This is a genomic window from Vibrio ouci (assembly GCF_004551525.1).
In the GTDB taxonomy this organism is placed as follows: Bacteria; Pseudomonadota; Gammaproteobacteria; order Enterobacterales; family Vibrionaceae; genus Vibrio; species Vibrio ouci.
The window spans coordinates 24,990-50,345 of sequence record NZ_SATR01000019.1; the positions used below are offsets into that span (position 1 = coordinate 24,990).

Here is a 25,356-nt window from a genome sequence, read left to right on the forward strand (position 1 = left end):
GTACCTTAGCGATAAATCAAACGGTTAAGAGGGACTCTATATGCTATCTACTACTCAAAGGACAGAAATTAGAAAAGGCGCACATAAGGCGGTCACTGAAACTCAAACACTTTACGACATTATTGATGAGTCACTGGTCGCGCATATTGCCATCGGAGACAACGAACAACCCTTTGTCATCCCGATGTTGGCATGGCGTGTAGCGGACAAGGTGTATATCCATGGCGCGAATAACAGTCGTTTAATGAGGAATTTAAAAAAAGGAGTCAGTACTTGCCTTACCTTCACCCTGTTTGACGGTTGGGTATTGGCGAGAAGCGCTTTTCATCATAGCGCGCACTATCGTAGTGCCGTGGTACTTGGCCATTTTACGGCGATTGAGGACAGCGGTGAAAAAGACCGCCTGCTTAATCACTTTATCGAACAAATCGCACCGGGAAGAACCGATGAAGTCCGTCTAAGCAATCAAAAAGAGCTCGATGCCACCATGCTACTCGAAATCCCCTTAACTGAGGCCTCAGTAAAAGTCAGTAACGGCAAGGTCAAAGATGATTTGAGCGATATGCAGCAGCCGGTTTTTGCAGGGTATCTACCTTATCGCACCGTTGTTGGGCCGTTAGTTGCAGAGGAGGATTCGATTCACTCATCAACGCCTGACTATAGCAATGCCTACCCCCAACGCTGGCATCACCGCAGCTAACAGCTCTGTGTACTCTTGTTAACGCTCATCCAAACTAAAATGCTGTATATATTGGGTGGGCGTCATACCTCGATTCTTCTTAAACATACGATTAAAACTTGCGGTATTTTGGTAACCCAATCGACGCGCGACCTCATCGATATTGACCCCAGACATAAACATCGACACTGCAATATTACTCATCACGTAACCGCAGACGGTGGAAAAGTTCATACCCAATTTACGTAGAGCGCGTTGTAATTGCTGGGTAGACATGCCCAATAAATCACTCACATGTTCTAGAGTAGGCAAACCAAAGTAACGGCTGTAGTTTAGTACTTCGTAAATCACTTTTACTTCATCTTCCGGATCCGGCATGTTCAGCAGCTCATCCAAATCGGAAAAGTTCATCGCTAAGCGCCCTTTTTTAATACTTCCCTGCTGCTTGGTCGCAAGCCTTAGCTCTGAGTGAAACCAAATTTCGGTGCATGAATGGCTCCAGTCGATATCACAACCAAAAAAGGCTCGATACTTTTCGACATTTTTGCGCGAACCGGATAATCGTATTCGCAGTGGCGCAAAATCCTTACCCAAGTAAAGTCGCATGACTTTGACTAAGGTTATCGCAATACGGACACTGTCATGTACTTTGCACTCGGCACTAAAACGAGGGTTTCTATAGGTCCACTTAATGATGGGGCCGCTGATGGCCGCCGATAAGAAAGCACCGTTTTGCAAGCTGTTCAAACCGTAATTTAGTCGTCGTATGGTTGACGCGAAATCGTGTCCAGAAAGCAGCCAATGGCTAATAGCACCGATACTGGCGACATCTTGATCGATCATAGAATCAAGAATGATGTCTGGATTTCTCGTCTGCTGCTCAAGCTTTCGATACCAGTTATTGACTTCAGAAACAGGGACTAAGGTCATCGGGTTGTTAAACACCGCTTCCGGAATGCCAAGCGCATCATCGGGCAACTGGTACTGATTACGAACGCTTTGGTGGATTTTGTAAATACCAATAGCCCGCATGAATCTAACTTTATTCATTTACAGATCAAGTCAATTTTAAATCTCATATGACTCAATCTGTCACATAAAAATCAACTTTTCAAATCTAGATCACAATCTGCGGGTCTAATTAATCTGGAGAGCTGAATGAGCTTATTAAGTGTCCCTTTCGTTGGGACAACTGCCGATACAGTTTTGCACGCTGTCGCTACCGTCGTCCTTGTCGCCACCGTAGCTGCTGCTGTCTATGGTTTCTGGAAATTCCATGAATTGCCGATCAATAAGGCCCACAGTAAAAATCATCATCAAATAGGGCTAATCACCGCGTTGACGTGGATAGGTTTTATCTGGCATTGGGTATGGGTGGTAGCCGTCATTCTGGCCTTTGTCGATATGGAAAAAGCGATCATCAATCTTCGCGATACATGGCGTCATGCCCCCAAAAGTAGCCAGCCAACAAATAACGACCAAGTGACGATTCAGGAGGACGCATAATGTTAGAAGGCTTAGCCGTATGGGCGCTTTTCATCTATCTCCTTCGAATGGTCGGAATGCCGTGGAACAAAGCCACTAAATCCTTTGCCTATTTAGGTGGTGTCTCTTGGTTGATGTTTGTTTGGGTCGGACTGCTCAACTATACGCCAATGGATCTATCCGGCGGCTCTGTGGTTCAGTCTCCGCATATTCAGCTGCGTCCAGACTCACCCAATGTCACCGGTAAAGTAGACAAGATCTACATTGAGCCGAACCAAGAAGTGACCAAAGGCCAGCTGATCTATGAGATCGATCCAACTCAATATCAAATTGCGTTCAATCAAGCTCAAGTCACGCAGGAAGCTGCGCAAGTTGCATACGATGTCGCACAAGAAGACATTGAAATCGCGAAAGCCGAGCACCAGTCGATGCTGCTTGATGTGGAAACGACCAAGAGTCGTCTAGCGACGGCAAAAGCGGACTATGACTTACAAGTCAAAATGTTAAAACGCTATCAAGAGCAAAACCGAGTGGTTAAAAATACCATAACCGCTAGTGACATCGATAAGCAGCAAACAACCGTCGAAAAAGCGAAGCACAATGTATCAACGATCAAATCAGAGCTGAGCACCAAAGTTGTTGAAGCCGATAAAGCAGAGCTAAACATTAGCAAAGCGAAACTAAGTGTGAAGAGTAAGCGAGCGGATTGGAAGAAGAGTCAAGAGCAACGGGCGAAAGCTCAGTGGGATCTCGATAGCACTAAAGTATATGCCCCTACTGACGGCTTTGTGACTAACTTTATTTTACGTGAAGGCCAACGCGTTTCTATGATGCCGCGCTTGCAGATGTACACCGATGAAAAATATGTGCTGATGCGCGTAAACCATCAAGCGATTCGTAATGTAAAACCAGGCCACGTGGCAGAGTTTGCATCATCCGTGTATCCAGGCAAAGTCTTTTCAGCGCACGTAGAGGGGATTGTTGAGGCGACAGGGGAAGCTCAAGGAAACTTGCTAGGCTTGGATCCATCGGTAAGAGCAACGACTGGCCAAAACCTACAAAACAAACATCACTTTGTTCGCCTTAAGATTGAAGAGACCGAAGGATACGACATTCCTGTCGGGTCGGTTGGTTTAGCATGGGTAAGTGGTGATAAACCAATCAGCTTTATGGCCTTCTTAGACGTAATCAGAGGGATAATTATTAGAATGAAGTCGCAGTTGTACTACTTCTACTCAATCTAATTAGCTAACAGCCCAGTTTTACTGGGCTTTTTGCCTATTTTTAACCTTCTCCAACCTCCCCTTTCTGATACTATATCGCTCATCTAGATTTAAACCGTAACAATACGGAGCCTTCTTAATGAGCGAATTTCAAGACTTATCTTTCCAAATTGAAACCATCGCCCAAGCTGAGCCAGAACAGCAGAGCAACATCCTCAACCAACTCATCGAGGAAGGGTTGGAAGCGGGCTCGATCGCCTTAATCCTAGAAGCATTCCCAATCGATGAGCGTGTACAATTGTGGCGTGGACTGCCATTAGAACTTCACATTGATGTACTGACTGAAGCGCGTGCTGAAGTACGCCGCTCAATCATTGATGAGCTGTCTGAGATTGAATTAAAGCTCACCCTAGCCAAGCTTGATAACCTATCACTGATAGAGTGGGCCGACTCTCTACCTGAAGAGATCATCAACGAAGCGCTACAGCTGATCGAGAAAGATGAGTTAGAGCTCTACGATCAAGCCAACGAATATCAAGATGATGAATTAGGCCGCTGGGCTGAAAGAAAGGTGGTGACGCTGCCTTTTAATATCTCTGTAGAAAAAGCCAAAGGGTTGATGGAGCGTTACAGTTATGACGCCCCGCAACAGATATATCTAATTAACAAACGCAAGCAGTTCCGTGGTGTCGTCAGCTATATCGATCTATTAAGAGCCGAACCAGCAGAACGACTGCGTCACCTTGCTATAGACAATGTGGTTACGCTGAACGCAACGCTAACTCTGGCGGAAAGTATCGAGGCTCTTGAGCACTCCTCGCTTTCCACCATGCCTGTCACCGACGACGAGCAATTATTGATTGGTGAAGTCGATTGGCAATTTGCCCTAAGCACTCAACGTGAAATTTACGAGACGCGCTTAATGGCGGGTACCGGTATGGACGAAGGCGATGACCTTTTTGCGCCGGTGATCAAAAGCTCGCAAAAGCGTGGTGTGTGGCTTGGAATCAACTTAATGACAGCGATTCTGGCCTCGGTCACCATCGGATTATTTGAAGACGTCATTGCCCAAGTCGTCGCGTTAGCTGTACTGATGCCGATTGTTGCCTCCATGGGTGGTATCGCGGGTAGCCAGACTCTGACACTGATGATTCGTGCCATGGCATTAAACCAAATCACCTCAGGTAACCGCTGGGCCTTATTGAAAAATGAAATTGGTATTGGCTCGATTAACGGCCTACTTTGGGCACTCATTATCGGTGGTCTTGCAGGCTTATGGTTTCAGTCTGTGGTACTGGGAGGAACGATCGCGTTGGCGATTATTGTCAATATCATCACCGCTGCGCTATTTGGTGTACTGATCCCGATCGCACTCGATAAGCTCAAACTCGATCCTGCATTAGCGGGCTCAGTTATATTGACGACAGTAACGGATGTCGTTGGCTTCTTTGCCTTCCTAGGTACGGCTAGTTTGGTCATGTTGTAACGCAATTGATATCAATTATGTCATTAGCAAATGCATGGTCATTTGCAATTTGCATTTTCAATATGCAAAGGCATCAGCATAAAAGTACAAAATATAACCAATTTCATAGCAATTCAGTGCTATTAAAGTTGGCACATATACTGCAGTTATATAAATGACCCTTCTTAAGCCGAGGGTCACCTAGCCAACTGACGTTGTTAGTGAACTCAAATTTTGTTCACAAGTATAGCGGCCAATCTCCCTTATTGAGATTGGCCTTTTCTTTACCTGCTCACCACGCCCTACTTTTTGTAGTAAAATTCGTAAAAGCCAAAATTTGGTTATATTGCATCCATAACACGCAAATATAACAACCAAAAATAAGCACTCCACTTAGATAAACGAGCCAAAATACCATAAATGCAACTTTTCTTATTCACGGGAAAGTGGCTCTGCTGTTTACTTTAATAAATACATCAAGATAACGTTTGCATCGTCGTAATATCATTGTACAAATCGACAACAAACTATATAGAACACAGTTCATAAGACATAAAGAAAACCTAGACACCAAGCCTCATAAAACAATCACTTTAGAATCAAAAGCAAAGGTTAAAATGAGATTAAAAAAACGATTTCATTCAAATAATTAACCAATACTATCAGTGAGTTACATCAGAAAAGGCAAGATTAATAAGCACTGGCAATAAAATTATCATTGACACAGATTTTTATATCATCATAATACGCGCCGTTTACCCGAAACTCACACAATTTGTATTGATAATCTATTTGCGGAGGTTATAAATGGCTGCGGACAATAACTACAGTCTGGGACCCGTGCCGACAACGGCAAGGAAAGGAGTCGCTTCACTTACCATGGTAATGCTTGGACTCACTTTCTTCTCTGCAAGTATGTGGACCGGTGGTTCCCTTGGTACTGGTCTTTCTTTCAATGATTTCTTCCTCGCTGTTCTTATTGGTAACCTCATCCTCGGTATCTACACCTCTTTCCTCGGTTACATTGGCGCTTCTACTGGTCTCTCTACTCACCTTCTCGCTCGATTCTCTTTTGGTACTAAAGGCTCTTGGCTTCCTTCTGCTTTATTAGGCGGGACTCAAGTTGGCTGGTTTGGTGTTGGCGTAGCGATGTTCGCAATCCCAGTCCAGAAAGCGACAGGCATTGATACCAACACACTTATTATTGTTTCTGGCCTGCTAATGACTGCAACGGTTTACTTCGGTATCAAAGCGCTAATGATTCTATCGGCGATTGCTGTACCAGCGATTGCAATCTTAGGTAGCTACTCAGTTTCAATGGCAGTAGATAGCATTGGTGGCTTAGAGCAACTTCAATTGATTCAACCAGAAACGCCAATGGACTTTTCAGTTGCACTGGCAATGGTGGTAGGTTCGTTCGTTAGTGCCGGTACACTCACTGCTGACTTCGTCCGTTTTGGTAAGAAACCAGCAAGTGCAGTATTAGTCACAATGGTTGCCTTCTTTATCGGTAACTCACTGATGTTCATTTTCGGCGCGGCAGGCGCGGCAGCAACTGGTCAAGCGGATATTTCTGACGTAATGATTGCGCAAGGTCTTCTACTCCCTGCTATCATCGTGCTTGGCTTAAACATTTGGACGACCAATGAAAACGCGCTTTACGCTTCGGGCCTTGGTTTCTCAAACATCACTGGGCGTTCAAGCACAGTAATGTCTATCGTCAACGGTATCGTAGGCACAATCTTCGCTCTGTGGTTGTACAATAACTTCGTTGGTTGGTTAACCTTCCTTTCGACAGCAATTCCACCAATTGGCGGCGTAATCATTGCTGACTTCCTAATTAACCGTAAACGCTACCAGAACTTTGACAAAGCTGAATTCCAGACCATTAACTGGGCAGGCATCCTAGCGGTAGCTATAGGTGTTGCGGCAGGTAAATTCATTCCAGGTGTTGTACCACTAAACGCTGTTCTAGGCGGTGCACTAAGCTATGTTGTACTTAATTCACTACTAAACAAACGCGCGCTGAAAACACAAGCTGCGTAAGGAAGCACCATGACAACGCTATTGATCAAAAACGCGACACTTCGCAATCAAGAAGGATTAAAACAAATCTTGATTGAAGACGGTCAATTTAAGCAAATTCTCGATAACGATGCGGATGTTGCTTACCAAGGTAACATTCTAGATGCAGAGGGCGGCCTTGCGGTTGCGCCTTTCTGCGAGCCTCATATTCACTTAGATACAACTCAAACAGCAGGCGAACCAAACTGGAACATCTCAGGTACGTTATTTGAAGGTATTGAGCGTTGGGCTGAGCGTAAAGAGTTACTCTCGATTGAAGATGTAAAGACTCGCGCAAAGCAAACTCTGAAATGGCAAATCGCCAATGGTATTCAGCACGTTCGTACTCACGTTGACGTTTCTGATCCAACACTGGTCGCACTTAAAGCAATGATCGAAGTGCGCGAAGAGATGAAAGAGTGGGTCGATATCCAGATCGTCGCGTTTCCTCAAGAAGGCATCCTTTCTTACCCGAACGGTAAAGAGTTGCTGGAAGAAGCAGTGAAGCTTGGCGCGGATGTTATCGGCGCAATCCCTCACTTTGAGTTCACTCGTGAATACGGCGTGGAATCTCTGCACTATGTATTCGAACTGGCGCGTAAGTACGATCGCCTAATCGATGTTCACTGTGACGAAATCGACGACGAGCAATCTCGCTTCGTTGAGACGCTGGCTGCATTGGCACATAAATACGAAATGGGTCATAAGGTAACGGCTAGCCACACTACAGCAATGGGCTCTTACAACGGTGCTTACGCGTCGCGTCTGTTCCGTCTGTTAAAGATGTCCGGTATTAGCTTTGTTGCTAACCCGCTGGTTAACATCCATCTGCAAGGCCGCTTTGACGACTACCCGAAACGTCGTGGTATGACGCGCGTTAAAGAGATGCTTAACGCCGGTATCAATGTTTGTTTTGGTCACGATGATGTGTTCGACCCATGGTACCCACTCGGCACAGCTAACATGCTGCAAGTACTACACATGGGACTACATGTTAGCCAAGTAATGGGTTATGACCAAATCAACAATGGCCTAGATCTAATTAGCGATAACTCAGCTCGTACGCTGAATATTCAAGATAAGCATGGTATTGAAGAAGGTAAGCTAGGTAGCTTACTTATCCTACCGGCAGAAAATGGCTTTGATGCCGTTCGCCGCCAAGTGCCAGTGCGCTACTCTGTTCGCAACGGTAAAGTGATTGCTGAAACACAACCAGCAACCACGCAGATTCACCTTGGTGAGCAAGAAGAAGTAACGTTTAAGCGCTAAACACGCAACGTTAATCAAAAATGGGAGGCTCTAGCCTCCCATTTTTTATTCCCAATAACTTGGTGAGTTATCTCAGGGCAAAAGAAAAACCCCACTAAGCTCTCGCCTAGTGGGGTTCTATTCTTACTCGCAGCAATCCGGCTACTAATAGGTGCTCCCTGCATCTATTCCTTGATAGTACGCTGAATCCTTCAGCACTTTCCTTATCATCGCCATCCTAGCGGTGTCCTTGGCAATCCAGCCCGTTAGCAATCCTCGCTAACTCTCATCACTTAATCCTTAAGCGGTGTCCCTGACTCTATCATCCTGATAGAAATTGCCTTAGTCCGTTAAGTGTCCATTGTCTTTCCTTGTGTAACCATCCTAGTTACTAGCGTCCAGCCAATGTCCTTCGCTTTCCATGCCGACCATTCATCCTGAATAATCGAATCTTCGTCCTGAAGATGACCTATCCCTGGGTCTTTCCTGTTCCGTGTCTGCTCCCTGCTGACAACTTAAGATTATGCGATCGGTGGTTTTTCACAATGGTAAATATCGCTAATCTCCTTTCCTAGAGCAGTTCAAAAATCACACATAACCAATTAAATCAAAAGCTTACAAATATACAAAAGTCATATCCTAACTAATATGACTACGTTAGCTCACGAGCCTGTGAGAGATCTCGCACAAAACTCGTAGCCGAAGGCTCAATAGTCGTCATTTGGCAGTGAATATGCCCTGTGACAACCATCACTCATTTCTGAGTAACCCATTTAATCCGTATCTTTATACGCTTTTACTGGTCTATCTCGCGTTAAATTAGGGTATTATTAGGAGATCTCTATCACACAACTTATTTGGCTTAGTTCTGACTAGAGCTAGGCGACATTTCCTAGAGGAAAGCTGAATGATTTCAAAGTGGGCACAACGCTTTTACCAAATGGCAGAATTAGTTGGGTCTTGGAGTAAAGACCCTTCCACTCAGGTTGGTGCTGTCATTACAAAACAAAACCGTATCGTTTCTGTCGGTTTTAATGGTTACCCTCACGGTATTTCAGACAGTGCGATGACCGATGACCGTGAAATGAAGTATTTAAAGACGTTGCACGCTGAAGAGAACGCAATACTTTTTGCTAAGCGTGATCTTGATGGATGCGAAATTTGGGTAACACACTTCCCTTGTCCAAATTGCGCAGCAAAAATCATTCAAACAGGTATTTCAGCGGTGCATTGCCCAGAACAAACGCCTGATTTCTTATCCCGCTGGGGTGACAAAATCAAAGTAAGCCAAGAAATGTTTTTACAAGCTGGAGTGAAAGTGAACTGGCTGCCGCTAGAAGACTTATCTGACTCATAAAGACTGTTCAGTTCTCTTGATTAAATAAGGGGATGGCATCCCCTTAGTTTGAGTTACCAGCAGAAACCAAATTTTCTACCCGATCTGTCAGAATCGTCTTACGTACTGTAGGGCATCTGACGACATCTTAACAAAACTAACAATTTCACCATGCATAATGTAAGGAAATGAGAAATTATGTAAGGTGATTAATGACTATTCAGCATCAAACATGGAGATTGGTAAATGGATGGTAAGCGAGTTGTAAAATTTGCTGAAGATGGCTACGCGCCACTGTTAAAAGTATTGGATTTTTTGATAATTAACTATTCAATCCAAGCAGTAATAGATGTCGCTTATGGTCAAGAGACAGCAATTGACTTTGCCGTCACTTTCATTATCGCAACCTGTTTTTTATTATTCTCTGAGTACTGTAACGTATACTCGGTAAATGTAAGAAAGCGCATCGGTTCATCTATCGCCAGAATCCTAGTCGCTGCATTTTTTACCTTTTTAACTGTTGAACTCATCAAGTATTTTTACGGGTCTCATGAAGGCGCGTCCATTAACCACCTAAGTAAAGGTTGGTACTACTATCTGTTTGCTTTTGCTATTACATCGATTATTGCGGTCCGCATTTTAATCTTAACTGTTTCTCGTGCCGTTTACCGTCGATACAAAAAAGTAAAAACAGTCGCTATCTTTGGCTATACGCCAACAGCTATAGCGATAGAGCAACAAATACTCAGCCTTCACCAACGACAATATCTAGAGTTGGAGCTTTATGCCGAAAAAAATGAAGATGAATTTGGTTATATCACTAAATCTAGCTACAAAGGCAAATTTGATCAGCTACTAGAAAAAGCTAAGAAAAATGAAGTTGATGAAGTCTACATTACGCTACCAATGGTCGAGAAAGATAAGATAACTAAATACTTAGCTAAGTTATCTAATACCACTGTCGATACATTTGTCGTGCCAGATTTACATAGTTACAATTTGTCTTCTTCTCGTTTTCAGTCTGTTGGCCACATGCAAGCATTATCTGTATTTGGAACACCTTTTGACGGATTTGGCGCGTTAGTTAAGCGCATAGAAGATATTATCATTGGTGGGATCATTACCATTTTGATCTCCCCTATCCTGCTTGTCATTGCGGCCGGGGTAAAACTGAGTTCACCCGGCCCTGTGCTATTCAAGCAAGATCGTTACGGCCTCGGTGGTAAGAAAATCAAAGTATGGAAGTTCCGCTCGATGAGCGTGATGGAAAATGACGATGAAGTAAAACAAGCCACCAAGTCGGACCCACGTGTCACCAAGTTTGGTGCTTTTATTCGTCGTACATCACTGGATGAACTACCGCAGTTTTTTAACGTTCTACAGGGTTCGATGTCGATCGTTGGCCCAAGACCACATGCTGTCGCTCATAATGAAGAGTATCGCGTTATCGTTGATAACTACATGATTCGACATAAAATTAAACCAGGAATCACCGGCTGGGCACAAATCAACGGTTATCGAGGCGAAACCGACACCATCGATAAAATGGAAAAGCGTGTCGAATATGATATCGCCTACTTACAACACTGGTCATTAACTTGGGATTTAAAAATTATATTTATGACGGTCTTTAAAGGCTTTGTAAGTGAAACAGCATACTAAGCTGCTTGTTGGTGGTTTAGGGTTGATGTTTGCTAGCTATTCTCAGGCGAACTTGACCCCAAAACCTCATATAGGTATCGCTGGAATCGACTTTCAGTCTCAGCTCGGTATGAAATATGGCCGAGACTCCAACGTCACTTATCAGACTCAATCGAATGACTCGGTCGAGTCTGATTACGTTATGCTCGAACCCTATTTGCAGGCCGTTGGTGAACGTGGTGAAGACCGCTACTTGTTAGTCTACTCAGGTAAATACTTACAGTATCAAGACCAAACTAGTACGGTAGGCGACTATAGTGACCACTATTTTTTATTCTTGCCTAAATGGCGTTTTGGTGACAAACACGAACTCAACTGGTTTATCGAGCAGACGTGGGGGCACGAAGATAGAGGCACGGGTCTCACGGAAGGTTTTACTAACGAGCAATTTCGCCAGTACGGTATTAACCAACCTTTAAGCAGTGAATTATTAAATAGCGAACTCCGTTACATCTACGGCCGACCGGAAGGGCGAGGTCACTTTAACCTTGCACTACAGGTTAAGGATCTCTCCTTTACAGATACCGATACAGTAGAGCAAACCAGTGCCGACTTTTATGCCTATATTGAAGATCAACAATGGCAAGAGAAAACTGTCACCATAGAACTCTTCGATCAGTACTCTAAAGACACACGTTTTCGCTACAGCTCGATCAATAACTATCGGCACTATGCGTCTTCACCTATTCGTGATTCTGACGAGCATTACTTGGTGTTTGGTATTAAATCTAAGCGCTCAGGTAAAACCAGCGTAGAAGGTGATATTGCTTGGCTACACAAAGACTTAAAGAATAACCCACAAGCACAAGCTTTTGACGGCTTTAACTGGCAGGCAGCGCTGAATTGGAAACCTGTGAAGCATTCCGAATTTCAGCTATACGGCTCACGTAGGGTAGAAGACCCAACCGAAGTTGGTGGGTATATTTTGAAAACCAAGTATGGACTTTCATGGAACCACAAATGGTTTGTTGACCGTTTGAATACCAAATTCGATGTTGGTCAAGAATTTGAAGACTATAAGTCACAAGATAGTGACCGAGAAGATAGCTCAAACATAGCTTCATTCACGTTGGGCTACGATTTTCGGCCGTCAGTACGCTTGGAGTTTAATTACCAATATACTAGTAAGACTTCAAACCACGAAACAACGACATTTTATATTGGCGAAAACGCCGATATTCCCGAGATTCGACAACTCGGCTACAACAAAAGCCGCTTTGATTTGATGCTTAAGGTGCAAATTTAATCATGAAAAAATTTATCTTACACCTCGTTGGGGCACTACTTATTTTAGTCAACCAAACCGCTTTGGCTAATTCTTCAGCGACCGAAGAAAATGCCGACACCCGCGTATCGCAGCAACGTGAATACTTGCTTGGCCCAGGCGATAGAGTGAATATTGAGGTCTATGGTGACGAAGAGCTGACCATGAAATTTACCATCGATAAACGCGGTGGCGTAAACTTTCCTTATATCGGCTATGTACAGTTAACTGGTCGCACAACTGAAGAAATTGAGTTGGATATGGAAGCTCGATTGAAAGCAGACTATATGCTCGACCCTATGGTCACTGTACAAATGAATAGCTTTCGTAAGTTCTTTATCACTGGTGAAGTTGAAGACCCTGATGGTTATGAATATGAACCTCAGCTTACTGTAGAGAAAGCGATTGCCCTTGCCGGCGGGTTCACCGACCGCGCTGATCGCGATGATATAAACATTCGCCCATCTGGCTCTACCGAGCTACAGGAAAATGTCAATTTGACTGATGCCGTATACCCCGGCGATGTCGTCATTGTTGAACAAAGTTTTTTCTAAAAGAGAGCAGTAATGATAGAACGTGGCAAATCGCTAGAAAGCCAAGTTAACTTTGACCCTTTGATCAAAGCGATGAAGAAGTACGCTTTAAAGCTGGTAGTGGTTACCGCCATTATTACCGGCTTAAGTATCCCATTGATTCAAACAATGACGCCTAAGTATGTTTCAACCGCGACGGTACTTATCAAGGCTCAGTCAGACAACGCGTCACCTCTCGACCAGGTAGACGGTTACGACTCAACTCGCGGTCCTTATTACGAAACTCAGCTCAACCTTATGCAGTCACGTGTGGTGCTAAAAAGCGCCGTGCTGAGTATGAAGCTTGAGCAAGACGAATCCTTTAACGATGCGGTTCTAGGTAATGAAGGGATGTGGGATCTTCCTGAAGAAACTCGTATCGCCAATGCATTGAAAACCTTATCAAAGAATCTGAAATTCACGGCTGTGCGTCAAACTCAGTTGGTGTACGTTTCTTATGAATCACCTGACGCTTACCGCGCTTCAGAAATTGCCAACGGTGTTGCTCAGGCCTTCATTACCTATACCGTTGAACAAAAAATTGCCAAAACTCGTCAAGCTCAAGAGTGGAACGAGCAACAAATGGCGACATTGAAAGATCAAGTTGCCGAGAAGAAACGCGAGATAGAACGTTTTCTCGATAAGGAAGGCCTTATCATGTTCCGAGGCATCGATGGTATCGAGACGGAGCAGCTAGGCATTCTCACCAACAAATACGCTGATGCAAAAGAACGCCGTCTTGCAGCTCAAGCAACTTACGAACTCGTCGCTAAATACATGCAAGGCAACATTGAAGATCTTTCAGCGGTGCCTGAAGTGTCTTCACACCCTCAATTGCAAGACTTACGTATCGCTCTGATTCAAGCCACAAGAAACTTAGCTGACTTACAAAGAGTTTATGGCCCAAAACATAGAAAGATTTTGGAAGCTAACGCTCAGCTAGAGGCGATAAACAAACAGACGCATAAGTTATTAGAAGAACTAAAAGTCGGCTTACATAAGAAGTATCAAGCTGAACTAATTAAAGAAAACCACTACAAAAAGCTACTTGATCAAGATAAAGCTAGCTACGCGAAATTGATCGATAAAAGAGATCACTACGATAGCTTAATGACTGATCTCAACAAAACCGAAGAGCTTTACAAACAGCTATACCAACGTAGTGCTGAGCAATCCGTTAACGCCGAATATCGTGAACCTGATGCTCTAATTTACGATCCAGCTACGGTGAGTGATCGCCCTGCTAAACCAAATAAACGCTTGATGATCGTCATGATCGCGATGATGACATTCATAATTGGCGTGCTATTAATTATCGTCCAAGCGGCACTGAAACGAACGATTACCCATTTAGAACAATTACAAACTCGTTTAGGTTTAACACCTCTCATCGACTTACCTAACTTCGCGGGTAAAAAAGAACAGATCACAACACTAGAGCTGTGCCGACGTATTACGCAAAACCCGTACTCAAACGAAATCGCCCATGGTCTGTCTACCGCATTGTCGTTAAAGGTACCTGATAGTAAATCAATCGGTGTCGTTGCCGCGTTTCCTCATGAAGGCGCGTCAGCGATTAGCTACATATTAGCGTCAGCTCTAAATAATAATCATCGAACGTTATTGATCGACTTAGACTATCGCAGCAAAAACAGCATGACTCGCAATGTGATGAACGCGCTGCCTAATGAGCATCAACAAGATGACAAGACCTCTGGTTTTAGTGAATTTGTCAGCCAAAATCGCGCGCTGAGCGAGGTTACAGTAAGCATTGCCAATAACCTGACCTTTATGCCGTTGGGTGAGCTCACTGAGTCCCCGCTGAGTTTCTTTGCCAACAGTCACTGCTTAGAAGCGTATCAAGGTTTGTGTACTGAGTTCGACAAAGTGGTGGTTAACTTACCGCAGCTTAGCGAAAACAAAGATACCCAAATGTTAGTTTCAGCTTTGGATGCGATCATAGTGACGGTTAAAGCTGATAACTATACGTCTCCTGAAATCGTGCCACAGCTGAACAAAGTCACTGCACTGATTGATGGCGACGTTTATGGCGTGCTTAACATGACCAAAGAAGACATGTTAACCAGTGAAGAAGCCAAGCGCTTTGCAGCCCATAACAGCACCGAGCTATTCGAAAGTGAGGAGCTGCTATGAGTTTGCTCAAAAAGATCTCAACCATAGCTAGCTCTTCGATGCTGTCTCAAGTGATTGGGGCAATTTCGATATGGTTGATATCCACCAGCTATGGCATGGCCGATGTTGGCTACTATGCGATGACGTACAGCATCGCTCTTATAGGTGCCCAGGTGTGTACCTTTGCCTCCCAGTTACTTATCCCGAAACAGGCTGACGAGGCATTAGGCCAGAACATTGTCTTTTGCTTACTGTTTAGCTTGTTTCTCTCAGTGTTCGTCGCCTTAGCGACAGGCTTTTTCTTCGAACGCAGTTATGAGCAGCTTTTCTTACTGATACTTGGCCACTCTTGGATCTTAATTTCAGAGAACTTGTTACTACGTGACTCGAAAATGAAGGTGTTAGCGCTACAACGCACAACCATATCCGGGCTGGTACTTGCGCTGATCTACACCATGCATGATATGAACACCTTCTACTGGGCATGGGGAGGTGCACTACTCGCTTATGTTTCAATGTTCATCGTCTACTCTGTTCCAGCTAAATCGTTGAAATGGAGCCAGCTATCACTGTCATCAAATATTCGCTTTTTCAAAAGCAACAGTCAGCACATTACTAAAGTGGGCAGCGCAGAGATTCTCGCCATGCTCAACGGCAACCTACCCGTTATCCTGATCAATATTTGGTTTACCCCGGTTGTTGCTGGTTACTTTGCCGTTGTCAGCCGCTTTTGCTTATCTCCTGTCATCATTGTCGGCAACGCGGTTCGTAACTCCATCTTCTCAAACTGGTCGATCGATTTTCGCAACAATCGTTTTAACTACGCGGAGTTCGTAAAAGTACGCAAATTACTGATGTCACTTGGCATCATCGCGACAGCTGGCGTATTCATCTTCTATCCAATTGTCATGAATCTTGGGTTTAACGACGAGTGGATTGCATCAATACCGACTTCACGTTACCTACTGCCCTACTTGTTTACAGCGTTAGCGATTTGTCCGCTTACCGTGATTGAATTGGTCTACGGCTCACCGAAGTATTTTTTGCGAATTCAAATTGAACAGTTAGCTGTTGTACTTATCGCCTTCGCTCTAATGCCATATATATCTCCAGATTACGCTTACTCGGTTATCGCGTTTGCTCTTTTATCTGCGCTTCGATATGCGTTTATCTTCATCAGGGTCAACTCACGTGCTAACGAAGTGAGTCAAAGGTTGGAAGCGGTATGAGAATCAACAACGGCTTATACTTACAAGCTTATGTTGTTCTCACCCTAGCGATTTGTGGCTTAGTACAATATTTATTAGGGATAGGAGCAATCTTATGGCTTCCATTCCTAGCCGCCATGGCGATGGTCATGCTGCTGTTTTTGCAAAACAACTATGAATCACCTGAGTATGATGTCCACGAAGTGTGCATTGCGGTGCTTTATATCGGTATGTGCGCTTTAGTGCTCGCCTCCACTTTTCTGCAAAGTGGCGCAAAGGTTGTCATTGTCGGCTTCAAAAATGAGCTCGCACTCTCTCTGGTGTTCTTTTGCTTACTGCTTGGGTTTATTCGAGAGTCCCAGCTCTATAGAACAGTTAAGGTCTTATACTGGGTCTTCTACGCACAGCTACCCGTGATTCTTTACCAAATCCTGATAGTGGTACCAAAACGCGTCGCCGCTCATGGTGAATTCGAAAAATGGGATTCGGTTGTCGGCACCTTTGGTGGTAACCCGATGGGCGGGGGCAACAGTGCGGCTCTCGGGCTATTTTGTTTACTGATCATGCTGTTAAAGCTCTCTGAGTTTCGCCACGGCGTGATTGGTAAGCTGAATGCTGGGCTACATATTTGTGCCGCCTTCATTTTGTGTGTCCTTGGTGAAATCAAGTTCGTTATTCTCATTTCACCCATCCTAATGATCTTTGTTTGGCTTTCTCCTAGTTATATTCATGGCGTAAGGCAAAACGATATTAAGAAAGTACTGCTGATACTGGGGTCAATGGCGCTGCTGATTTTCCTCGCGATTCTTGTCCTGGCCGCTTCATATGCCTCGGCTTTCGATTCGGATCCAAACCAAAGCGCGTTTAAGGTTTTTTTTGACTCGCTCGACTATATTTTTGATGCGCATTACATCCTACCGACCGGCGAGCTAGGACGTATGACGACCATTTTCTTCTGGCTAGAAAACAGCGATCTGTATGGCTGGCCGAGTGTGCTATTTGGCTACGGACTCAATGCAACCAACCATGGCAGTTCCGTTGCCCCTGGTTTCTTAAATACGGTGTTCAATGTCTTAATTGACTCAACCTCCCTAAGTATGATGCTGTGGGAGATGGGTATTATCGGCTCAGTGCTGTTCTTAGTGGTGATCTTGTATGTTTTGAAAATCGCCATGCCGAAAGAACGCTTATCACTCGAACAATTATCGCCTCAGGATGTTCAACTACTTTCTTGGCAACCCGCGTTTATCGCGTTTTCTGTCGCTGGGCTACTCAGTCTTCCATACAGCCAGATTTTGATGTTAGTACCCATGTTGCAGTTCCAATTTTATCTATCTTTAGGCGCAAGCTTAGTTCTTCGAAAATCAGTGTTAAATATGGAAGAGGCAAAAGTATGAATACCCTACCGAGCATCACCGTCATCATTAAGACATTTAATGAGCAAGCGGGTATTGCCGCCACAATTCAAAGTATTAAGAAGCAACTATCTGGCTATGTACACAGTGTGATTGTCGCTGACAGTTTATCAACGGATAACACTCAGCAGATCGCCTTAGACAATGGCGCAAAAGTGGTTTCATTGATTGAAGAGCAAGACCGTTGCTGTGGCGTTGGGCACCAGCTAGGTTACTTACATAGTGAAGGTGATTACCTGCTACTGATGGACGGCGATATGACCTTAGGCGACGGTTTTATCGATAAAGCGGTAGCATTCCTAGAGTCCAACCCTAACTATGCTGGAGTCGCAGGTACGGTTGAAATGGATGAGGCGTCGAGCTACGAATTTAAATCACGCAAACAGCGTCTACACAAAATTTACCCGCTTGGTGATTGCAGTCACCTTGGCGGTGGTGGCATGTATCGAAAAAGTGCCATCGATGAAATCGGCTATTTAACGCACCGTACGCTTCACGCCTATGAAGAAGCAGAGTTAGGTATGCGACTAAAACATGCAGGCTATATGCTACATCGTCTTGATACGCCATTCTTTTTACACACTTCTTACGATATGCCAACGTTGCAATTACTTAAATATCGCTGGAAAAGCAGATACTTATTCGCTCCTGGGGAGTTATTAAAAAGTGCATTTGGTAAAGCTCATTTCAAAGATGCGTTGGCGACAGTGCGAAACGAACTGATCTTTGCATGCTACTTACTCGGCGTTATCTCTATGGGTCTTTTTGCACCCGCGATTGTTTTTCTACTGAGTCTTGCTCCATTAGGTGCATTCTTTACCCTTAAAGCAATCAAGAACCGTTCTGTGAAAGATGCCTGCTTAAGTGTCATTAACCTATCTGTTTTTGCTGCTGGCCTAGTTCGTGGGCTTTTCTCGCCGACCAAGAACCCAACGGTACCTCCTAAAAATCGTCTAATTGAGTGAGATTCATCACATGAAAGTACTGGTTGTTAATAAATTCTTCTTTCTCAAAGGCGGTGCTGAGACTGTCTTTTTCCAAGAACGAGAAATGCTGCAAGACATTGGTATCAGCGTTATTGATTTCTCTATGGCGCACGAGAAAAACTTCGTATCCCAATACGAAGCGTTCTTTGTCGACAACATTGACTATCACTCAAAACCCAGCGCACTTGATGCATTGAAGACCGCGTTTCGCTTTATTCATAATAATGAGGCGTGTAAAAAGCTTGCGGCTCTTATCTCACAAGAAAAACCAGATATTGTTCATTTCCACAATATCTATCACCAGTTAACACCTTCTATCATCAAGGTGGCTAAAGCGGCCGGGTGTAAAACCGTATTAACCGCGCACGATACAAAAATCGCCTGCCCTAGCTACACCATGTACCGTGATGGCCATACGTGTGAAGACTGCTTGCAGGGTAGCGTTTTCAATGCATTTAAAAACCGCTGTTATGACGGTTCACTATTCAAAAGTGGGCTACTGACGGCGGAAGCGATTTATCAATCACTGGCGAAAAACTATCAAGCACTCGACGTGATTGTTTCCCCGAGCCAGTTTTTAGCCAATATCATCAAGCAGAAACTGCCTAATAACCGAATTGAAGTCATTGTTAACGGCATCGATGAAAACGTCGATATGACAAACATCAACGATGAAGGGTACTTCTTATACCTGGGTCGACTGAGCAAAGAAAAAGGTGTTGAAACAATGGCAAAGGCCCACCAGCTTTGTTCGCAATCAATGCCTTTAAAAGTCGCCGGTGTCGGCCCTCTGACTGAAGAGCTCACTGAAAATTACCCGAATGTAGAACTACTAGGTTTTCAAAGCGGTGAAGCACTACACAAATTAATTCGTGAGGCTAGCGCCATTATTGTGCCTTCTGAGTGCTATGAAAACTGCTCAATGTCGGTGCTAGAAGCGATGGCTTATGGCAAACCGATCATTGGCGCTAATATCGGCGGTATTCCAGAGCAGGTTCGAGACAATGTTGAAGGGCGGTTGTTTGAAGCAGGCAACTCAGAGTCATTGGCGCAAGTGATGGATGAGATGTCTCAATCAAGCACCGAAAGAGAGGCGCTAGGTAAATTTGCTCGTAAGCGCTTAGTTGACACCTACTCTTTAACGTCTCACCACCAAAAACTGATTTCACTTTATAAAGAATTACTGGGGTAATGAACATGAAAGTAACCGTTATTGGCACACGAGGTATCCCAGACGTATTAGGTGGCGTAGAGACTCATTGTCAGCACTTATACCCATTGATTGTTGAACAGGGTGTTGATGTTTGTGTCACTGCTCGCTCGCCATATGTTGATTACAAGAAGTCTGAGTACAAAGGTGTGGCTACACGCTCTATTTGGGCACCAAAAAAGAAATCACTTGAAGCAATCATCCATTCTACCCTAGCTTCTTTTTCGACTCTATTTGATGGCTCTGACATTGTCCATGTCCACGCGATTGGCCCTGGTTTGGTCGCGCCACTGCTGCGCCTACTGGGTAAAAAAGTGGTCTTTACTCATCATGGGCCAGACTATGAGCGTGAAAAATGGGGCAAGCTCGCTAAAACAATCCTCAAGCTAGGTGAGCGTTTCGCGGTTCGCTGGTCTAATGAAGTAATTGTTATCTCTGAAGTGATCAACGATTTGATTAAGGAAAAGTATCAGCGTTACGATGCTAACCTTATCTACAACGGCGTGCTGCCTGCCAATAAATATGATGACTCCACTATCACTCAAACTTTATCTCAACATGGGTTAACCGCAGGTAACTACATCGTCGGTGTCGGCCGCTTTGTTGAGGAGAAAGGCTTTCACGATCTGATTGAAGCATACAAAGCGAGTGATGTAGAGATGCCACTAGTTTTGGTTGGCGATACCGACCACGAAACGCCATACAGCGCAAAGTTGAAAAAGCTTGCTAAAGAGACGCCAAACGTCATTTTGACCGGTTTTGTTAAAGGGGATGAGCTGCAGATTTTATTCTCTCAAACCAGTTTATTTGTTATGCCTTCTTACCATGAAGGATTACCCATTGCGCTACTTGAGGCCCTTTCCTACAGCCTGCCTGTCGTAGTTAGTGACATTGCTCCAAACAAGGAGGTGCAACTGAATGACAACTGTTATTTCCCGGTCAAAAGTGTTGCCGCTATTACTAAAGCTATCAATAAGCGTTGTAGACTGGATTCGCAAGATTACAGCGAATATTTAGCGAAGTACGATTGGCATAAAATTGCGTCGCAAACCGTCGACACCTATAATCGAATACTTCGTACCAAATAATAGAAGTCCTCAGTAAAGATGTCTAAGCAGGAAAAACAAAGTAGAGCAGTACAGCAGTTTTATACGTTGCTCGATAAAGATACCCAAGATAACCTTACTCAAGAGCAGAAAGAAGCGATTGAGCAAGCGTTAAATACGGTCAGCCTTGTCAACAGGCAGCCTGTTGATATTCGTAAGAGCTTTCCGTTTTTTGGTAAACGTTACTTCTTTGTGTTCCTTGCTGGTAAAGACCGACGTCGCCTACCTAGAGACAAGTTCTCTCTCTCAGAGTACTTGGTGCTTGTTATGGTAGTGCTACTCATATTGTCCATGGCTTCGCTTTCTGTTCTTGCACTCTATTTATTAAAGTCCGCCGTCGGAATCGACATATTCCAAGATTTCTCCTTCGGCATATGGGACTGGTTTAAAAGTTTGTAGGTAAAGAAATTTATGAAGAAAAAGCGCCTCAGCACACTCGTGCTGACTTGCCTTGTTAGCGGAGTATCCATTGCTCCGTTTGCAATGGCAAATCAAGACCTTAATGTCCAATACCCCAAAGAAATTGACTCTATTATCGTTAACCCCGGTGTCGGGATTGAAGCCTTCCATAATGGCTGGGGCAGCCAACTCACTTCAGAGCAATACCCAGAGACCGGCATTGACTACTATCGCTTCTATTGGAATGAGATAGAACCGCAAGAAGGTCAGTTCAATTTCGAGATGATTGATTCGCTATTTAAGATGAACCAATCCCTACCAGAACCTCGCCACATCGCCTTACGTTTCATGACTATGGATGAGCCTTATTCTGGCACTAAAATTCCTAATTGGCTGGTTGATAAAGGCATAAAAGGTAAATGGGTTTCAAATGGCAAAACATTCGTCCCTGATCTCGACGACCCAACCTATCTCCATTATGTAAAGACGCTCCTAAATGCACTGGGGCAGCGTTATGACAGCAACAAGCATCTCGCCCACGTTGACATCGGTATGGCTGGTTCGTGGGGTGAGTGGCACAACAGCAACTTCTCAGAGCTACCTCCGCTCAATGAGCGCTACTCTGATGAGCAATTAAATTACATCGTCGACTTGCATTTCCAAGCCTTCCCTAAAACCCAAAAGATCATGCTTATCAATGCTGGTGAACCCTTGGCTTACGCGGTAGGAAAAGGGGCTGGCTGGCGAGCAGATTGTCTCGGTGATTGGCATCATTTTTCAAACACGTGGAGTCATATGGATGATGACTACCCATATAGAATCGGTCAAGCTGAACGAACAGCGACAAACTTCGACAACGCTTGGAAACACGCGCCCGTAAGCTTTGAAATATGCGGCAATATGCAAGGGTGGTTAAACGATCAAAAATATACACGTGAAGAAGTCAAAGCAACCTTTGACTGGGCACTCGAGAACCACGCTAGTAGCATTAACTTAAAGTCATTGGAGGTTCCTGCTGAGTACCGTGACATCGTTGATAATGCGATGAAAAAACTTGGCTTCCGCTTTCGAGTGAATAAGATTCAGCACCCATACTCAATCAATCAAAATGAAACCTTGGTGATTGAAAGCGAATTTATTAATGAGGGCGTCTCGCCAACTTATCAACCATACTTTGTACACTATCGACTTGTCTCTAGCAAAGGCGTAGTCATCCCGCTTGGCAAAGACTCACAAAATACGGAAAAGTGGCTACCAGGTACACATGTTTCTAAGATCAGCAAACTTCTTCCAAGCGAGCTTCAAGCAGGCACTTATTCTATTGAAATTACCTTGCTTAATGATTGTGGCGAAGAAGGTCTAACACTTGCGAATGAAGGACAACAACAAGACGGTTGGTACCGACTGTCTGAGATTGAAGTCCGCAGTGCAAACTAATCAAACCGCGAATTAAGCGCTCTCCCCTATATCTTATTACGCAATTTTATCTGAATAGGTATAGGGGAATCACTCCACACAGCACCTCATTCCTCTCTATAACCAAAAGAAGATCCTCAAAACGTGATCAAAAATCGATTCATTTCTTAAAATAAAGGCGGGACATTGCCTAATCCTAACCTCTAGCCTCATACCACAGCCTTTATGTTCACTTTTTTGGTAGCTAAATCGATCTTTGTCACCTTGACAATGAAACCTAACCAATGAGCTTACACAAATAACGTGCTTCAAGTATTTTCTTTCGCGAATTAAGCTTGATGATTTCTTAAAGTCAATACGATCCTCGCCCAACAAAAACCAGTTTATTACGCCAGAAAGCCTCCCTTTCACAGCAAATTTAGCCCTTATTAATTTTACTAGCAGAATAAGATATTAGCCCTTACAATCCTGCCGCATAAAAATTACAAAATTAATACAACCTCTACTCACTCCCTACAAGTAAAGTAAAGTAGAGTCAGCCCTCAAAAACGTGAAAGGTCCCCGAATACAATGAGCCCAGAGAAACACCTCTTAGATTGGCAAACGAGCCAAACGATTGCGGAAACTATCTCTCCACTTCTTGGTCAACTGTACCGTCATAAAGGCGTCGAAGTATTACTTTTTGGTAAAACGCTGGTCAACGCAGCAACTATCGATATCATCAAAACTCACCGTTTAGCTCGCCGTTACACTGGCACTGCACTTACTCCAGAACAAACTCTTCCTCTAATTAAAGCTCTGGCTGAAATGGAACTTTCTCCATGTCGTATCGACATCGGTCAATTAGCTCACCAGTTCTGGCAAGGTCGCGATGACGACCACGGTGTGAAAGACTTTTTACACACTTCTCTAATGGGTGCGATGAACGGTGAAACCGTCTCTGAACCACGCGATGTTGTCCTTTACGGCTTCGGTCGTATCGGTCGTCTACTCACGCGCCTATTAGTTGAGAAATCAGGCCCAGGTTACCCACTACGCTTACGTGCGGTTGTTGTACGCGGCGGCAAAAAAGGTGACTTAGAAAAACGCGCAAGCCTACTACGCCGTGACTCTGTGCATGGCCAATTCAACGGCAGCATCATTGTCGATGAAGAGCGCAAAGCAATCATTGCGAACGGTAACTACATCCAGTTCATCTACGCGAACAAGCCAGAAGAAGTGGATTACACAAGCTTTGGTATCAACAACGCTCTGGTTGTCGATAACACTGGCGTTTGGCGTGATGCTGACGGCCTTGCTCAGCACCTTGAATGTAAAGGCGCAGAGAAAGTTCTACTGACTGCACCTGGTAAAGGTGACATTAAGAACGTGGTATTTGGCGTGAATGACAACGTTATTGAAGCAGAAGATCGCATCGTGTCAGCAGCAAGCTGTACGACCAATGCCATCACTCCTGTACTGAAAGCGGTTAACGATAAGTTCGGTGTTATCTCTGGTCATATCGAAACCGTTCACTCTTTCACTAACGACCAAAACCTGATTGATAACTTCCATTCAGGCGAGCGTCGTGGCCGTAGTGCATCGTTGAACATGGTTCTGACTGAAACAGGTGCAGCTAAAGCAGTAGCGAAAGCGCTTCCTGAACTGGCTGGAAAGCTAACAGGTAACGCGATTCGAGTTCCAACTCCTAACGTTTCAATGGCAATCGCTAACTTGAACTTAGAAAACGGTACCGATAAAGACGAACTAAATGCTTACCTACGCGAAATGGCGCTAACGTCAGAGCTGTCTGCACAAATTGACTACACAGAATCGACTGAGATTGTTTCTACTGACCTAGTAGGCTCTCGCTTCGCTGGTGTTGTTGATGGCGCTGCAACTATCGCTCAAGACAATCGCTGTGTTCTTTACATCTGGTATGACAATGAATTTGGTTACAGCTGCCAAGTGGTACATTGTATGGAACAGATGATGGGCGTTCGCTTCAAAACGTACCCAACTAAATAACCGAATATCGCTCCTGACTTCGGTCGGGAGCAAAGCTCCACAACACCTATACTTATTATAATCCCCCTTTGTTTGCCACTTTCACTCGCTGAAAGTGGCTTTTTTGATCGCGTATCCGTCATCAATAAACAATTTCCCTCGCTTTGATATCTCGTTCATGTTCGATTCATTTACTAGCGGGTATTCTAACTACATAACTAAGAGGTATTGATTATGAATAGAGTAATTTCAGGTATTTTCGCCCTTTTCATTGGTATGTTTACCTTGGTATTTACCTTGATACTTGCGATTCCATTGACCATCGCAGCACTCATCACAGGTAAAAAGATTGAGAAATCTCTAAAGATGAATCGTTCACCTTTTTCAGCTCAGCAGTCATCTAAAGCTTCTGTGCTTGAGGGTGAATATGAAGACGTATCAAAATAAGAAGAAAAATCGA

Annotated in this window: 21 protein-coding genes; 20 read left to right on the top strand and 1 reads right to left on the bottom strand. The window is 44.2% G+C overall.

From position 1 onward, the window contains the following. Window positions 1-40 precede the first annotated feature (40 nt). Window positions 41-700 carry a pyridoxamine 5'-phosphate oxidase family protein gene (locus tag ELS82_RS13325; RefSeq protein ID WP_134835901.1) on the top strand — a complete coding sequence of 220 codons (660 nt, stop codon included), beginning with the start codon at window positions 41-43 and terminating at the stop codon, window positions 698-700. An 18-nt stretch (window positions 701-718) separates the two neighbouring features. On the opposite strand, the gene ELS82_RS13330 is transcribed toward ELS82_RS13325, so the two are convergent. Continuing rightward, complete coding sequence (locus tag ELS82_RS13330) at window positions 719-1,711, bottom strand: AraC family transcriptional regulator (RefSeq protein ID WP_134835954.1); 993 nt, start codon at window positions 1,709-1,711, stop codon at window positions 719-721. 126 nt (window positions 1,712-1,837) lie between these two features. Here ELS82_RS13330 and ELS82_RS13335 point away from each other — a divergent pair, with 126 nt between their 5' ends. The 19 genes from ELS82_RS13335 to ELS82_RS13425 all read left to right on the top strand — a co-directional run bounded on the left by ELS82_RS13335 (window position 1,838) and on the right by ELS82_RS13425 (window position 25,343). After that, window positions 1,838-2,185: an MFS transporter gene (locus ELS82_RS13335; protein ID WP_134835902.1), complete on the top strand. Its 348-nt coding sequence runs from the start codon at window positions 1,838-1,840 to the stop codon at window positions 2,183-2,185. Beyond that, window positions 2,185-3,408: an HlyD family secretion protein gene (locus ELS82_RS13340; RefSeq protein ID WP_134835903.1), complete on the top strand. Its 1,224-nt coding sequence runs from the start codon at window positions 2,185-2,187 to the stop codon at window positions 3,406-3,408. The genes ELS82_RS13335 and ELS82_RS13340 overlap by 1 nt, the downstream gene beginning before the upstream one ends. Window positions 3,409-3,526: 118 nt before the next feature. After that, window positions 3,527-4,873, top strand: a complete 1,347-nt coding sequence (locus tag ELS82_RS13345) for a magnesium transporter (RefSeq protein WP_134835904.1) — start codon at window positions 3,527-3,529, stop codon at window positions 4,871-4,873. Between the two features lie 786 nt (window positions 4,874-5,659). Beyond that, entirely contained in the window at window positions 5,660-6,898 is a 1,239-nt protein-coding gene (codB, locus tag ELS82_RS13350) for a cytosine permease (protein WP_134835905.1), read from the top strand. 9 nt (window positions 6,899-6,907) lie between these two features. Continuing rightward, window positions 6,908-8,185 (top strand): cytosine deaminase, encoded by a 1,278-nt coding sequence (locus ELS82_RS13355; protein WP_134835906.1) that lies wholly within the window; start codon window positions 6,908-6,910, stop codon window positions 8,183-8,185. A gap of 886 nt (window positions 8,186-9,071) precedes the next feature. Continuing rightward, a complete protein-coding gene (locus tag ELS82_RS13360; RefSeq protein WP_004411362.1) occupies window positions 9,072-9,521 on the top strand; it encodes a dCMP deaminase family protein in 450 nt (149 codons plus the stop codon). 225 nt (window positions 9,522-9,746) lie between these two features. Further along, window positions 9,747-11,162: an undecaprenyl-phosphate glucose phosphotransferase gene (locus tag ELS82_RS13365; RefSeq protein ID WP_134835907.1), complete on the top strand. Its 1,416-nt coding sequence runs from the start codon at window positions 9,747-9,749 to the stop codon at window positions 11,160-11,162. Next, window positions 11,146-12,447, top strand: a complete 1,302-nt coding sequence (locus ELS82_RS13370; RefSeq protein ID WP_134835908.1) for an outer membrane beta-barrel protein — start codon at window positions 11,146-11,148, stop codon at window positions 12,445-12,447. The genes ELS82_RS13365 and ELS82_RS13370 overlap by 17 nt, the downstream gene beginning before the upstream one ends. Before the next feature lie 2 nt (window positions 12,448-12,449). Then, on the top strand, window positions 12,450-13,019 hold the full coding sequence (locus ELS82_RS13375) for a polysaccharide biosynthesis/export family protein (RefSeq protein WP_134835909.1): 570 nt from the start codon (window positions 12,450-12,452) through the stop codon (window positions 13,017-13,019). 12 nt (window positions 13,020-13,031) lie between these two features. Then, on the top strand, window positions 13,032-15,191 hold the full coding sequence (locus tag ELS82_RS13380) for a GumC family protein (RefSeq protein WP_134835910.1): 2,160 nt from the start codon (window positions 13,032-13,034) through the stop codon (window positions 15,189-15,191). Continuing rightward, entirely contained in the window at window positions 15,188-16,399 is a 1,212-nt protein-coding gene (locus tag ELS82_RS13385; protein WP_134835911.1) for a lipopolysaccharide biosynthesis protein, read from the top strand. Before ELS82_RS13380 ends, ELS82_RS13385 begins: the two co-directional genes overlap by 4 nt. Then, the gene (locus ELS82_RS13390) at window positions 16,396-17,775 is read left to right on the top strand and encodes a capsular biosynthesis protein (protein ID WP_134835912.1); all 1,380 of its coding nucleotides are present in this window, start codon (window positions 16,396-16,398) and stop codon (window positions 17,773-17,775) included. Before ELS82_RS13385 ends, ELS82_RS13390 begins: the two co-directional genes overlap by 4 nt. Next, window positions 17,772-18,758 (top strand): glycosyltransferase family 2 protein, encoded by a 987-nt coding sequence (locus tag ELS82_RS13395; protein WP_134835913.1) that lies wholly within the window; start codon window positions 17,772-17,774, stop codon window positions 18,756-18,758. Before ELS82_RS13390 ends, ELS82_RS13395 begins: the two co-directional genes overlap by 4 nt. Before the next feature lie 10 nt (window positions 18,759-18,768). Next, entirely contained in the window at window positions 18,769-19,971 is a 1,203-nt protein-coding gene (locus ELS82_RS13400) for a glycosyltransferase family 4 protein (protein WP_134835914.1), read from the top strand. Next, the gene (locus ELS82_RS13405; protein ID WP_208733171.1) at window positions 19,971-21,077 is read left to right on the top strand and encodes a glycosyltransferase family 4 protein; all 1,107 of its coding nucleotides are present in this window, start codon (window positions 19,971-19,973) and stop codon (window positions 21,075-21,077) included. Before ELS82_RS13400 ends, ELS82_RS13405 begins: the two co-directional genes overlap by 1 nt. Before the next feature lie 18 nt (window positions 21,078-21,095). Next, window positions 21,096-21,494, top strand: coding sequence for a hypothetical protein (locus tag ELS82_RS13410; RefSeq protein ID WP_134835916.1), 399 nt, complete (start codon window positions 21,096-21,098; stop codon window positions 21,492-21,494). A gap of 12 nt (window positions 21,495-21,506) precedes the next feature. After that, complete coding sequence (locus ELS82_RS13415) at window positions 21,507-22,931, top strand: DUF4832 domain-containing protein (RefSeq protein ID WP_134835917.1); 1,425 nt, start codon at window positions 21,507-21,509, stop codon at window positions 22,929-22,931. Between the two features lie 549 nt (window positions 22,932-23,480). Further along, window positions 23,481-24,917: a glyceraldehyde-3-phosphate dehydrogenase gene (locus tag ELS82_RS13420; protein ID WP_134835918.1), complete on the top strand. Its 1,437-nt coding sequence runs from the start codon at window positions 23,481-23,483 to the stop codon at window positions 24,915-24,917. 213 nt (window positions 24,918-25,130) lie between these two features. Beyond that, a complete protein-coding gene (locus ELS82_RS13425) occupies window positions 25,131-25,343 on the top strand; it encodes a hypothetical protein (RefSeq protein WP_134835919.1) in 213 nt (70 codons plus the stop codon). Window positions 25,344-25,356: the final 13 nt, after the last annotated feature.